This window comes from Dyella sp., from assembly GCF_035508675.1.
Taxonomy (GTDB): Bacteria; Pseudomonadota; Gammaproteobacteria; order Xanthomonadales; family Rhodanobacteraceae; genus Dyella_B.
The window spans coordinates 1-13,221 of sequence record NZ_DATJMN010000264.1 but is presented as its reverse complement, the minus strand read 5'-3'; the positions used below and the strand labels follow the sequence as shown (position 1 = coordinate 13,221).

At 61.8% G+C, this 13,221-nt stretch carries 12 protein-coding genes; 5 read left to right on the top strand and 7 right to left on the bottom strand.

Going from position 1 to position 13,221, the window contains the following annotated elements; translation table 11 throughout:
- The first annotated feature begins 145 nt into the window (after positions 1 to 145).
- Both VMA74_RS13785 and VMA74_RS13780 read left to right on the top strand, forming a co-directional pair.
- A complete protein-coding gene (locus tag VMA74_RS13785; RefSeq protein WP_325367891.1) occupies positions 146 to 2,107 on the top strand; it encodes an ATP-dependent DNA helicase in 1,962 nt (653 codons plus the stop codon).
- Positions 2,108 to 2,339: 232 nt separating this feature from the next.
- Complete coding sequence (locus VMA74_RS13780) at positions 2,340 to 3,776, top strand: sugar porter family MFS transporter (protein WP_325367889.1); 1,437 nt, start codon at positions 2,340 to 2,342, stop codon at positions 3,774 to 3,776.
- A 37-nt stretch (positions 3,777 to 3,813) separates the two neighbouring features.
- Here VMA74_RS13780 and hemE read toward each other — a convergent pair whose 3' ends face one another.
- The 5 genes from hemE to VMA74_RS13755 all read right to left on the bottom strand — a co-directional run bounded on the left by hemE (position 3,814) and on the right by VMA74_RS13755 (position 8,376).
- On the bottom strand, positions 3,814 to 4,884 hold the full coding sequence (hemE, locus tag VMA74_RS13775; RefSeq protein WP_325367887.1) for a uroporphyrinogen decarboxylase: 1,071 nt from the start codon (positions 4,882 to 4,884) through the stop codon (positions 3,814 to 3,816).
- Between the two features lie 3 nt (positions 4,885 to 4,887).
- Entirely contained in the window at positions 4,888 to 5,151 is a 264-nt protein-coding gene (locus VMA74_RS13770) for a WGR domain-containing protein (RefSeq protein WP_325367885.1), read from the bottom strand.
- 181 nt (positions 5,152 to 5,332) lie between these two features.
- Positions 5,333 to 6,328 carry a terpene synthase family protein gene (locus VMA74_RS13765; protein ID WP_325367883.1) on the bottom strand — a complete coding sequence of 332 codons (996 nt, stop codon included), beginning with the start codon at positions 6,326 to 6,328 and terminating at the stop codon, positions 5,333 to 5,335.
- Positions 6,329 to 6,739: 411 nt separating this feature from the next.
- Positions 6,740 to 7,837, bottom strand: coding sequence for a 3-dehydroquinate synthase (gene aroB / locus VMA74_RS13760; protein ID WP_414649613.1), 1,098 nt, complete (start codon positions 7,835 to 7,837; stop codon positions 6,740 to 6,742).
- Positions 7,834 to 8,376 (bottom strand): shikimate kinase, encoded by a 543-nt coding sequence (locus VMA74_RS13755; RefSeq protein ID WP_325367881.1) that lies wholly within the window; start codon positions 8,374 to 8,376, stop codon positions 7,834 to 7,836. Before VMA74_RS13755 ends, aroB begins: the two co-directional genes overlap by 4 nt.
- Before the next feature lie 40 nt (positions 8,377 to 8,416).
- Between VMA74_RS13755 and VMA74_RS13750 the strand changes: the two genes are divergently transcribed.
- Positions 8,417 to 9,265 carry an NAD-dependent epimerase/dehydratase family protein gene (locus tag VMA74_RS13750; protein WP_325367879.1) on the top strand — a complete coding sequence of 283 codons (849 nt, stop codon included), beginning with the start codon at positions 8,417 to 8,419 and terminating at the stop codon, positions 9,263 to 9,265.
- A 34-nt stretch (positions 9,266 to 9,299) separates the two neighbouring features.
- On the opposite strand, the gene VMA74_RS13745 is transcribed toward VMA74_RS13750, so the two are convergent.
- Positions 9,300 to 10,052: a response regulator transcription factor gene (locus tag VMA74_RS13745; protein ID WP_325367877.1), complete on the bottom strand. Its 753-nt coding sequence runs from the start codon at positions 10,050 to 10,052 to the stop codon at positions 9,300 to 9,302.
- 298 nt (positions 10,053 to 10,350) lie between these two features.
- Positions 10,351 to 11,181, bottom strand: coding sequence for a kinase (locus VMA74_RS13740; RefSeq protein ID WP_325367875.1), 831 nt, complete (start codon positions 11,179 to 11,181; stop codon positions 10,351 to 10,353).
- A gap of 53 nt (positions 11,182 to 11,234) precedes the next feature.
- Between VMA74_RS13740 and pdxH the strand changes: the two genes are divergently transcribed.
- Together pdxH and VMA74_RS13730 are read left to right on the top strand one after the other, a co-directional pair.
- Positions 11,235 to 11,822 (top strand): pyridoxamine 5'-phosphate oxidase, encoded by a 588-nt coding sequence (gene pdxH / locus VMA74_RS13735; protein ID WP_325367873.1) that lies wholly within the window; start codon positions 11,235 to 11,237, stop codon positions 11,820 to 11,822.
- A gap of 12 nt (positions 11,823 to 11,834) precedes the next feature.
- Positions 11,835 to 12,275, top strand: a complete 441-nt coding sequence (locus tag VMA74_RS13730; protein ID WP_325367871.1) for a secondary thiamine-phosphate synthase enzyme YjbQ — start codon at positions 11,835 to 11,837, stop codon at positions 12,273 to 12,275.
- The last annotated feature ends 946 nt before the right edge of the window (positions 12,276 to 13,221 follow it).

The window sequence follows — 13,221 nt, the reverse complement described above, 5'->3', positions numbered from 1 at the left end:
TCGTAGGCTGGGACGAGGCGAAGCCGAATCCCCGCATAGGCTTGCATGGCGGTGCCGGGATTTCTTCCCAGCCTACGCGCGACTTCGTCATCGGTTATCAAGTCCGTCCGTTTCGCACAGCGCACGGCTGCGCGATACTGTGCCGATGACCGACCCCGACGACATCGGCGCACTGCTCGGCGCCGACGGCCCGTTTGCCCGCGAACTGCCGAATTTCGCGCCGCGCCTTGCGCAGCAGGTGATGGCGCGCGCGGTGCAGCACGCCATCGCCGAATGCGAAGCGCTCATCGCCGAAGCCGGTACCGGCACAGGTAAAACCTATGCCTATCTGGTGCCGGCGATGCTGTCGGGCGAGCGGGTGATCGTTTCTACCGGTACCAAGGCGCTGCAGGATCAGCTTTTTTTCCGCGACATACCCAAGGTGCGTTCGGTGCTTGGCGCACGCCTGAAGACGGCCCTGCTCAAAGGTCGCGCCAATTACCTGTGCTTGTATCGTCTCGACCAGACGGTGCGCGAAGGCGCCAGTTTCGATCGTAACCAGGCCACGCAGCTGGCGGCAATCCGTGCATGGTCCGCGCGTACGCGTCGCGGCGATCGCATGGAATTGGCGGAGGTACCGGAGGATTCGCCGCTGTGGCTGCGCGTCACCTCGACGCCGGAGAATTGCCTGGGCGTGGAGTGTCCGTTCTACGACGATTGCCACGTGATCGCCGCGCGCCGCGAAGCGCAGGAAGCGGATCTGGTGGTGGTGAATCATCATCTGCTGTTCGCGGATCTGGCCTTGAAGCAGGAAGGTTTCGGCGAAATCCTGCCGGGCGCGCAGGCCTTCATTCTCGACGAGGCGCACCAGGTGCCGGAACTCGCCGGGCAGTTCTTCTCGCAAAGCATCAGCGCGCGCCAGCTCACCGAGCTGGCGCAGGATGCGCTGGCCGAATGCAATGGTGTCACCGGCGCCATCAGCCTGGTGCTGGAGCCGGTCGAGGCATTGCAGGAAGCGGTGCGCAAGTTCCGGCTGGCGATCGACAGCCTGCCTGCGCGAGGTCCTTTCCATGAATTGCTGCGGCGTGACGGCGTGCCGGCAGCGCTACGTGACGTGAGCGAAGTGCTGGCCGCGTTGACCGATGCGCTTGCTTCGCAGGCGGAGCGTTCGCGCGGTCTGATGAACGTACATGAGCGTGCAGTGCACGTGAGCGAGCGACTGGACCGCATCACCGAAACGTCTTCCGAACAGGACGTACGCTGGTATGAACTGTTCCCGCGCGGCTTCGCGCTGCATGCCACGCCGCTGGATCTGGCCGCGCCGCTGCGCGCGATGCGCGAACGCACGCATGCGGCATGGGTTCATACCTCGGCGACCTTGTCGGTTGCGGGACAGTTCGATCATTTCGCACGCCAGCTCGGCTTGGACGATCCACAGACCTTGAGTCTCGACAGTCCTTTCGATTACGCGCGGCAGGCGTTGTGCTACTTGCCGGAAGGCTTGCCCGATCCGGCGATGCGCGATTACACCGACCGGGTGATCGATGCCACGCTGCCGGTGTTGGAGGCGTCCAACGGCCGCGCGTTCCTGCTGTTCACCTCACATCGTGCGTTGCGCCGCGCAGCCGATTTGCTGGCCGATCGCGTGCCGTGGCCCTTGTTCGTGCAAGGCAATGCGCCGCGGCACCAATTGCTGGAAGAGTTTCGCCACAGTGGTCATGGCGTGCTGCTTGGCGCAGCCAGCTTCTGGGAAGGCGTGGATGTGGCCGGCGAAGCCTTGTCGGTGGTGATGATCGACAAACTGCCGTTCGCCGCGCCGGACGATCCTGTCTTGCAGGCACGTCTCGAAGCACTGGAGCAGGCGGGCATCAATCCGTTCATGGGTTGGCAGGTGCCTTCCGCCGCGATTGCGCTGAAACAGGGAGCGGGGCGCCTGATTCGCGATGTGCATGATCGCGGCGTGTTGATGCTGTGCGATCCGCGGCTTACTTCCAAGGGGTATGGCAAGCTGTTTCTCAAAAGCCTCCCGCCGATGCCGCGGACGCGGGATGTCGCTGATGTGCGGCGTTTCTTCGAGCTTGCGGCGCCGGTGGAAACCATTCCTTCTCCCCTTCGGGGCAAGGGTTAGCGACGTAGGTTGGGGTGAGGCGCAGCCGAACCCCAACGCTGCCATGCGCATTTCTCGTTGGGATTCGTCTGCGCCTCACCCCAACCTACACGTTTTCCGGCAAGACTGAACGCGCCTATGATGCGGCGGCTGCTAGAGTTTCGCCTCTGCATACGTATTCAGTCGGACAGGGCTGCGAAGCGTGCGCAGAATCGCCCATCACGTGAAGCCATCATGCGGGGAGCATGCGCCCATGCACTTGAATACGAGCAATGCGAGCGCGGCGCAGGGGGAAGAGTCGCGCACCACAGCCAGGGTTGTGCTGATTGCCGCGGCGGCGGCGATCGGCGGGTTTCTGTTCGGTTTCGATACGGCCGTCATCAATGGTGTGGTTGATGCGGTGCGTCATGGTTTCGGCCTGAGTGCGGGGCAGATCGGCATCGCTGTTTCTTGCGCTTTGCTCGGTTCCGCGCTGGGCGCGTGGTATGCGGGGCCGCTGGCCGATCGCCTGGGTCGTGTGCGTACCATGCAGGTGGCGGCCTTGTTTCTGGTGCTCTGCGCGATTGGATCGGGCCTGGTGCACGGTGTGGCGGGTCTGATGTTCTGGCGCGTGATCGGCGGCATCGGCGTGGGCGTCGCTTCGGTGATCGCGCCGGCCTATATCGCGGAAGTGTCGCCGGCGAACGTGCGGGGCCGCTTGGGTTCGATGCAGCAGCTTGCGATCGTGCTCGGTATTTTCGTGGCGCTGCTCAGTGATGCATGGCTGGCGAACATGGCTGGCGGCGCAGCGGGAAAACTTTGGTTTGGCCTGGAAGCCTGGCGCTGGATGTTCCTGGTTGCGACGGTGCCGGCGCTGATCTATGGCGTATTGGTGCTGGGCGTACCGGAATCGCCGCGTTATCTGGTGGCGCGTGGGCGCCCTGCCGAAGCGCGCGTGGTGTTGGCCAAGGTGCTCGATCTACACAGCGACCAGGCCCTGGATGCCAAGATCAACGACATCGCGCATAGCCTGAAGGTCGAATATCGGCCGACCTTGAAAGACCTGCGCGGTCCACGCGGCGGGCTGTTGCCGATCGTGTGGGTGGGCATTCTGCTGTCGGTATTCCAGCAGTTTGTTGGCATCAATGTGATTTTCTATTACTCGTCCACGCTGTGGCACTCGGTGGGATTCAGCGAGGCCGATTCGTTCTCGATCACCGTGTTTACCTCCGTCGTCAATGTGCTGGTGACCCTGGTGGCGATTGCGCTGGTGGACAAAATCGGGCGCAAGCCGTTGCTGCTGATTGGTTCGGCCGGCATGGCCATCACCTTGGCGATGATGGCGTGGTGTTTTTCGCAGGCGGTGGGTAGCGGCGCTTCATTGAGCTTGCCGGCGCCGTGGGGAATGGTTGCGCTGGTCGCCGCCAATCTTTACGTGGTGTGCTTCGGCTTGAGCTGGGGGCCGATGGTGTGGGTGCTGTTGGGTGAAATGTTCCCAAACAGCATTCGTGCGATCGCGTTGGCGGTGGCCGCTGCGGCGCAATGGGTGGCCAATTTCGTCATTACCAGCACGTTCCCGTGGCTGGCACAGGTCGGGCTGGCGTTTGCGTATGGCTTGTACGCCTTGTTTGCGTTTGTATCGCTGTTGTTCGTGATGCGTGCCGTGCGCGAAACGCGCGGGATGGAACTGGAGGACATGCGCGCGTCGTGAAGTCGCCGAGCTTCAGTGTTCGGCACTTCATCCGTCATCACGCGGCGTGCAAGGCACGGCTGTACGCATGCACTTCATCCACCAGCACCTTCACATGCTCGGGGTCGACTTCCGGCGTCACGCCGTGGCCAAGGTTGAAGATGTGTCCGGGATGTTTGCCGTAGCTGTCGAGCACCCGCTGCACTTCGCGCCGGATCACCGCAGGGCTGGCGCGCAATACGGCCGGATCGAGATTGCCTTGCAGGGCCACCTGGCCATCGACCGCCTTGCGTGCATCGCCGAGATCGATGGTCCAGTCCACGCCTAGCGCGGCGCAGCCGGTCCGGACCATGTCGGCCAGATGCGCATTCGCGCCTTTGGAGAACAGGATCAGCGGTACCTCGCGTGCATGTGCATCGGCCTTGAGCGTGTCGACGATCTGCGCCAAGTAACGCAATGAGAATTCACGAAACGCCGACGGTCCCAACATGCCGCCCCAGGTGTCGAAGATCATCAAGGCTTGCGCACCGGCGGCAACCTGTGCGCTGAGATAGGCGGCCACCGAGCGCGCGAGGGTGTCGAGCAACTGATGCGCCAGCGCAGGATCGTTCCAGCACAAGGCCTTGGCGGTGGCGAAATCGCGCGAACCTTCGCCTTCCACCATATAGCAGGCGAGCGTCCAGGGACTGCCGGAGAAGCCGATCAGCGGTACGCGCCCGGCCAGTTCGCGGCGGATCAGGCGCACGGCATCCATCACATAGCGCAGTTCACTTTCCATATCCGGGACGCCAAGGCGCTGCACGTCGGCGCGTGTGCGAACCGGATGGGCAAATTGCGGACCTTCGCCTTGCGCGAAGGACAGGCCCAGGCCCATCGCATCCGGGATGGTGAGGATGTCGGAGAACAGGATGGCGGCGTCCAGCGCGTAACGCTGCAACGGTTGCAAGGTGACTTCGCAGGCCAGCTCGGGGTTGGTGGCCAGGGCCATGAAGCTCCCGGCCTTGGCGCGCGTGGCGCGGTACTCGGGCAGGTAGCGGCCGGCCTGGCGCATCACCCAAACGGGCGTCGTATCGACGGGCTCGCGGCGCAGGGCGCGCAGCAGGCGATCATTCTTTAGTGTTATGGACATGTTTTATCGGTGTCCGTAGGGGCCATCGACCCCTTGGGCAAAGACCACGCGGTAGCCGCGCTTGAGTTGGGCATCGCGCACTTTTTCGAAGGCGGCGATGGCTTCGTCGCGTTCCAGGTATTGATCGCGTTTGAGCGTGGCGCGGCCACCCTGCGTGCCGGACTCGCGATAGAGCGTCCAGCCGCCGAGCAGATCTTGCTCCAGTACGATCTGGACATAGCGCGGCGGGTCGGCCGAAGCAGGCATGGTTTGCAGGTAAAGGCGCATGGCGTCCAGTATGGCGGTACGGCGGCAAAGCCGCAGGCACGCCATTTTAGAGGGCTGGAGCTCGGCTAGCGAGGGCGGATAAGTTCTTGTGCTTATGGGCACTCAATGGCGTACAGCCCCTGGTGGGGTCTGGGGTGCTTTGGTTTGGAGGGTCAAGCCCGAAGGGTTGGACCGCAATCGTTCACGCATCTTCCATGCATGGGGGCGAATAGCGCTGCGTATCGTGTTCCACCCAGTCCAAATAGCCGCGAATCCAGTCTTTCGTGCCTGCGATATAGGTACACAACGACAGATCTGCGCTTTGTTCGATGGTGGCCGCGAGGGTGAGGAATTGATCGATCTCCCCCTCTATTCGTGCAACGGTACGGTTGACGGCACTTTGCAACGAGCCATCCTGGGCGGCATAGACGGTCACCATGCTCCAAAAGTGACCAGGTTGTCTTATTTCTGCGTTCAAGCTGTGGACGTCGTTGCTCCAACAGACGATGTTGTTGATATGAAGGTCAAGTTGCTGCACGTCCGGTCGGCAGTGAACCGCCGCGGAAAGAGGGGCTGCGTTGGCCGGATCGATCAGCGCAAGCGTTGAGGGCATGCCCCCGATATATCGCCGGATGGATATGTAGGTTTGCATAGTCGGAGGGGCGCCGTTCAAATGGACCAGAATCTGCAGGCCCGCCGCGGTTGCCCACAATCGTATGCCGTTGGCAAATCGCTCGAAGTGTTCCGGCTGAAGCAATTGCCTGAGTTGCTGGCACACGTCCAGCCACGCGGACTCTCCGTAGGCTGGGTGCTCTCCCAGGCGATTGAAATCCACCGCATCCAGAATGGCTGCCAAGGGTGGAACGGTGGATGCGGAGACGCCATGGATATGATCGACGAGTATGTCATCCGTCAGGAAAAGACAAGCGATGTAGTTGGCCAGCACTTGCAACAGTCGGCGTTCCGCATGGGGATAGCATCGCGCCGCCAGCCAGGCCAAGCAGGCTTGGACAGCATGGCGGCGATGCCCTTCATTGAGAAACAATCCATGCAACTTGGCCCAGTCGAGCATGGTGCTTTCTATTTGCTCGACGTTGGGTGCGCAAGCCGATGGCCAGGGAAAGTCGATGTGCGGACGAGGTGGTAAGGAGAGGGAGAGGGGCAGCTTGTCAGCGAAGGCGGCTATGGGGGTGTCCATGACGTTTTATCCAGCAGGCAGATGCAGACCCTTTGATTTCAACTGCAAGGAGATGCGAGCGCGGCGATCCTGAATCGATGGATTGCTTCACCGATGTCGAGCTTCGTCTTGCAGAGAAGCTGATTTCAACGCTTGCCAATTGAGCGGCCCTGAATCGGCGACCGGAATGTGGTGTTGTGGCTTACCGATGCGTTGAGCGAGCGAAGCGAGTAAAGCTCGTCGTGCGGCGTTTGAAATGTGATTCATTCCGCAGATTGTTATGCAAATCCGCAGAGCCGGAAGTCTCTACCACGATGCACTCAAAGAACGTCAACAACTCACTTGCAAAGCGTTAAGCATCGCTAGATGACGTTATCTCTCGCATGGAAGTGAAATACGTTGGCGCCGCGCGCCTGAATGATTCTGTCCCTCTTACACGGCTTCGCGCAGTACGGCGAGCACATCTGCTTCGTCGACACCGGCGATAATTTCCGCGCGTCCGATACCACGCCACAGGATCAATCGCAGCGTACCGGCGGTGTTCTTTTTATCCAGCCGCATCAAGGCCAACAGCTGCTCCGGGTTGTAGTCGCCGGGAACGTGGGTTGGCAAACCCATAGCCTTGAGCAAATGTTCAAGTCGCGACGTGTCGGCGCTATGGCTCATCCCCAAGCGTTCCGAAAGTTTGGCAGCCAGCAGCATCCCGACCGCCACGCCTTCACCATGCAACAGCGTGGTGTAGTGGCCTGCCGTTTCCAGCGCATGGCCAAACGTATGGCCAAGATTGAGCAGCGCACGTTCGCCTTGTTCGGTTTCATCGCGTGCCACCACGCCGGCTTTGTAGCGCACCTTGGTGGCAATGGCCTGCACGAGCGCGGTCTCGTCGCGCGCGACGAGCGCATCGGCGTGCTGTTCCAGCCAGCCGAAGAAAGCCGCGTCGCCGATGGCGGCGCCCTTGATGACTTCGGCCATACCGGCGCGGTATTCACGTACAGGCAGGCTGTCCAGCGTACCGATATCGGCGACCACCGCGCGCGGTTGATGAAACGCGCCCACCAGGTTCTTGCCGGCAGGCAGGTTGACGCCGGTCTTGCCGCCGACGGAAGAATCCACCATCGACAGCAGGGTGGTCGGCATCTGGATGAAGTCGATGCCGCGCATCCAGCAGGCTGCCGTGAAACCAGCAAGGTCGCCCACCACGCCGCCGCCCAGGGCAATCACGCAGGCATCGCGTGTTGCGCCGAGGGTGGCCAGCGCTTCCAGTGCGAGGCCGACATTGGCGAAGCTCTTGTGCGCTTCGCCGTCATCGAGCAGGAACGAAGACCAGCGCAGGCCATCCAATCCACGTGCCACGCGCTCCAGGTACAGCGGCGCGACGGTGTGGTTACTGATCACCAGCGCATGCCGGCCACGCAGCATGGCGCGCCAGCGCGCATGATCGTCGAGCAGTCCGCGGCCGATCCAGACCGGATAGCTGCGTTCGCCGAGCGTGACTGGGATGGTGGCTTGAGGCGTGGTCGTGTTCATCATGCGGCTTGTCGGTTCCAGTGCCGCTCCAGCAAGGCCATGCAGCGTTCGCTGGCGGCGGCGACGCCTTCGTTGTCTGGCCCGGGTGCGACGACCAGATCGGCGATTTCTGCGTATAACGAGGTGCGCGTGGCAGCCATGGCTTCCAGTTTCTGATGGCGGTCGGCATCGGCCAGCAACGGGCGCGAGGCGTCGAGCGCAAGTCGCTGCAACTGCGCCGGCACCGTGGCTTGCAGCCAGACCACATAGCCGCGTTCGGCCAGGGTGCGCCGGTTGGCCGGATCGAGCACCGCACCGGCGCCGCTCGCCAACAGCACGCCACGTTGGCCGCTACACTCCTCCAGCATGGCGCGCTCGCGCCGGCGAAAGCCGGCTTCGCCTTCGATATCGAAGATGGTGGCGATGGAGACGCCGGTGAGTCGTTCGATTTCCTGGTCGAGATCGACAAACGGCATGCCATAACGCCCCGCGAGCTGCCGGCCGATCGAGGTCTTGCCGGCGCCGGTGGGGCCGACCAGGAACAGGTTGCACGAAGGATTCATGGGTGGATATTAGCAAGCGAGCCGACAGGCAGGTGGATGGATGGCCGAACGCATCTTGATTGCAGGCTGTGGCGATCTGGGCGAACGCGTGGCGCGCTTGCTGTTGGCACGGGGCGACCAGGTGTATGCACTGCGCCGCCACCCACCCGGCGGCGATGATGGTATTCAGTGGCTGGCGGCGGATCTGGCTGATGCGGACACACTCGCCGCCCTGCCTGCAGGGATCACCCGGCTAGTCTTCTTGCCGGCTCCGGATGCGCGCCAGCCGGAGGTCTACCGCGCCATTTTTCTCGACGGCCTGCGTAACGTGCTCGATGCCCTGGATACCGCATCGTTGCAGCGCGTATTGTTCGTGTCGTCCAGTGCCGTGTATGGCGAGCATGCGGATGAGTGGGTGGATGAAGCGACACCGCCCGCACCGTTGAACTTCAACGGCCGGATTTTGTGCGAAGCGGAGTTGAAGCTGCAGGATTATCCGGTCGACGCGATCGTGCTGCGTCTTGCCGGCCTGTATGGGCCAGGGCGCACGCAGCTGATCGATCGTCTGCGTGCGGGGCAGGCCAGTGTGCCGCGGCAATCCAGGCATTGGGCCAACCGTATTCACGTGGATGATGCAGCGGCGGCGATCGAGCATTTGCTCATGCTGCGCGATCACGAAACGGTATACGTGGGGGCGGACGATACCCCTTTGCCGCTGGATGTTCTCTATGACGATCTAGCCGCCTTGATCAATGCGCCGAAGGCTCCTGATGGTCCAGCCCCGGCAGGTGTGGGCAGCAAGCGGCTCAGCAATGCACGGCTGAAGGCCGGCGGCTTTCGTTTTCGCTGGCCGGACGCGCGCAAGGGATATGCAGCGCTGCTGGGTTGCGCTGTCCAGCCGGATAACTAGCTGGTCTCGCGACGACGGCAATGCTGGTATTGCCTTAACTTTTCGATGCGTCGGGCGCCGGCCGGCGTTTCACTTCGTAATGTTGCTCGGCACTCTGTGAGGTGAGTTGCTCTTCGATGCCGTATTTGATGAGGTCGGCATCGCGGGTGATGCCGAGCTTGCGCATGGCGCTCATCTTCTGCGTGCTAACTGTCTGCTTGCTGCGGTCGAGGCGCCGGGCAATTTCGCTGATGGTGAAGCCCGACACGTACAGTCGTACCACTTCCAGCTCGCGGGTGGACAAATGGCGCGTGCGCGAGGATGAACCGCCGCCCTGGATGCCATGCTTCTGCACGACGGCCTCGATGCTCGGCGAAAGATAGCGCTTGCCGGCCAGTGCTGCGTACAGCGCCGTGGTGAGATATTCCAGCGGATCGGCCTTGCTGAGGATGCAGCTGACGCCTTGAGCCAGCAGCGCACGAATCACGTCGGCATTGCTCATCATGGTCAAGGCAATCAGGCGCACCGACGGGAAGCGCTGGCGGAGCAGGTTGAACAGCGTGACGCCATCGCCATGGCTGCCGCCGGGCATGGCGTAATCCGAAATGACGACGTCGACGGGGTGCTTTTCCAGCAGTTCCACCAGCACGGTGGAGTTGCTGGCAGTGCCGACGATGCGTATATCCGCCTGTCCTTGCAGTTCGTGTACAAGGCCGGCCAGCAGTAGCGGATGGTCGTCGGCGATGGCTACGCGTACGTGGCGGTCGCTGGGTGAAGGGGTTTCATGGGGTGATTTGATGGACATCATGCTGCGCGGCTCTTGAGTGTTTTCCCTACCGCTGCCAGCTGTGCCATGAAATCACTCGGCAGCGGCGCAGCGTCCTATATGCGTGGATGGTGTGGCATCTTGGGTCCTGGTCTTTGACGAAAAACGCGAGCGAATCGTCTTGGGTCCTGGTCTTTGACGAAAAACGCGAGCGAATCGTCTGCATGGCAGGACGGCTTTCACCAGGATTTGCTGTTCGTCGATTATGGCGAGGCGCGTCAGTCGGACAATAGAACTTTTCCGAAATGCGACGGAAGGCAAGTCCATTGGCTGAGATAACTCAGTTGTGGCTGAGCCCCATCACGTGATGATGGGTGTCGTATTCCACGCAGGTATCGGCCAGCACCGGCAGGGTAGCCAGGGCGTGTCGGCTGAGCCGTTCGAAGTGAAGCAGGAATCGTTGCATGGCCGCCGCGTCCATGGCCAGCGGCGCGCCGCGTGCCAGCAGATCCTTCTCGGTTTCGCTGCGCCACTCGCGAATCACTTCCCAATTCGGCGCCTGCAGCACGATGAGCGCATCCAGTTTGCGCCACAGCGGCTGATAGGCGCGCAGCTGCTTGTTGACCCAATGGCGCCAGCGGCCGTCCGGGTCTTCCTGGCGCTCCAGCGCATTGACCGGTTCTTCCAGCGCGCTTTCCAGTTGCGGCCTGAGGCCAAGCGCCCAGCCTTCCATCACCACCAGGCGCGGCGGCCGGGTGGCGCGCGGCCAACGTGAAGGTGGCATGCGCGTATCGCGGCCCTTGTCGAAACGCGGCCAGGTCACCGGAAATTTTTCCGAGGCATTCGGCAGGGCGGTCAGCACCGAAAGCAGCAGCTCGATCTCGTGCGTACCCGGCACGCCGCGCGTCTTCAGCAGCGGATGCACCTGGTGGGCAAGCGTCTCGCGTTCACTGCGCGAATAGTAGAAATCGTCCAGCGAGAGGACTTCGGTCGGCCAGCCCCGATGCTCGGCCTGGATCTTGATCAGACGCGCCAGGGTGCTCTTGCCGCTGCCCTGCAGGCCGGACAGGCCAAGCACATATGGCCGCTGCACCCGCGCGATGCGGCCGGCGTAATGATCCAGCAGGTGGCCGGCGAGGGCGTCGTTCTGCGTGCTAGCATCATCCTTCATCGCGTAATCATGACGTGCGCTGGCTACGATTCAAGACCCTGATAGATCATCCCATGCTGAAGCCCGAGATCCTTGACACTTTCAACACCTTGTTGGACCAGGCCGTGGCCAGTGGCGATCCAGAGCCCACCGCCGTGAACCTCTCCAGCGTCGATGCCGCGGGCCGCGTCAGCTCGCGCATCGTACTGCTGAAAGGGGCCGACCAGCGCGGATTTCGTTTTTTTACCAATTACGAGAGCGACAAGGGCGAACAGATCGATGCCCACCCGCAGGTTGCCCTGTGCTTCCACTGGAAACGACTGCGTGAAGGCGTGCAGGTGCGCGTGGAGGGCACGGCGCGCAAGGTGCCGGTCGAGGAATCCGATGCCTACTTCGCCTCTCGGCCGCGTGGCAGCCAGATCGGCGCGTGGGCGTCGCTGCAGTCGCAGACCCTGGCCGCGCGGGAGACCTTCGAACAGCGCGTGGCGCATTATGAGCAACAGTTCGCCGATCATGACATACCGCGACCACCGCACTGGGGTGGCTACGTGGTGGAGCCGGACATGATCGAATTCTGGTACGGCGCCAACTTCCGCTTGCACGAACGCGTGCGTTGGGACCGCCACGGCCAGACCTGGACCAGCCGCCTGCTATATCCATGAGGAGAGTGCGCCATGAGCCGAGCCACACCCGCGGAACATGTCGCGCAGAACGGTTTCACCGTACACACGCGTGGTCGCGGCTTCAGCGAGATCACCGATAAGGTGGCGGAACTGGTCACCGCCAGCGGCGTGCACACCGGCATCGTCAACCTCTTCACCACGCACACCAGTTGCTCGCTGCTGATCAGCGAAAACGCCGATCCGGCCGTGCGTGCCGATCTGGAGCGCTGGTTCGCCCGCGCCGTACCCGACGGCGACGCGATCTTCCAGCACGATGCCGAAGGCCCCGACGATATGCCGTCACACGTGCGCGCCATCCTTACTGGTGTGAGCCTCACCCTTCCTGTGCATGGCGGCAAACCGCAGTTGGGAACCTGGCAAGGGATTTATCTGTGGGAGCATCGCCTGGATCCACACCAGCGCAAGGTAACCGTCACGGTGCTGGGGCACTGACTACCGACACTCTCGATGCTTGGCGCTCTCTGCGCGGAAAAAAAGGAAATCGCGAAGTTCGTTTTCGAAATGCCAGATGGCGTTAGATAACGCAGGCGCAGCCTAACCCCAACGTTGCCGCACCCATCACGCCGCTGGGGTTTCGGTTACGCTTCACCAGCAAGCTGCGAGAGCACGTGTCGTGATGACAGATCACCGATAGCGCGGCTGATCTTGCGCAGTTCGTTATGGCTTTGAACACCACAATTTTGCGTTGCAACCTGGTTTTGCGTGCCGATCAGGTTGATGTTGCGCGAAAATTTTGCGCAATCTTAGGAATCGATCTGCCCGCGAGGAAGCAAGGCAGCACTTCGCGCTCGCGCGGCGTTGTGTCTGCGGTTCAATACCAGTGATACGAATGAGGTGTAGTAAAAACGCGATATTCATGGTCGCAATGCACTTCGGTATGTCACGGGTTTTAGGATTATTGCTATTTGCCTAAGCGGCTCTTTTTTTTCCTGCTTAGCATCATTACTAAGATGCTAAGCATCGGAGCGGTGCAAAACGGCGATCGGTCCAAGTAGGCAATGCTCCGAGCTTAAGCCAGAATCGAAGCGGGTTGGCGGTGAGCGCAGCGAACCCCAACATTGCCATGCAGAACGCATCGCAATGTTGGGGTTCGCTGCGCTCTCCGCCAACCTACGAAGGATCACGCTACGTCCTTAAGTTCGGAGCATTGTCCAAATAGGGGGTGTGCGCGGCAGCAATCACCAATTGCGGATTCATGGCGTGAAGGATGAGGCGCCGAGCGAAACGCCAAGCCGTCTCGGCAAGATGCCGATGGACGTACTTGAGAAAATCGATGCCTGTCATCCAGCGAGCGCATTCAGCAGGGCTGTTTCACAGGTAATGACGCTGACAAGGAATGAGTGGCAGCGCTGTGTCGCGCTTTTTTAAAAAAAGTGTG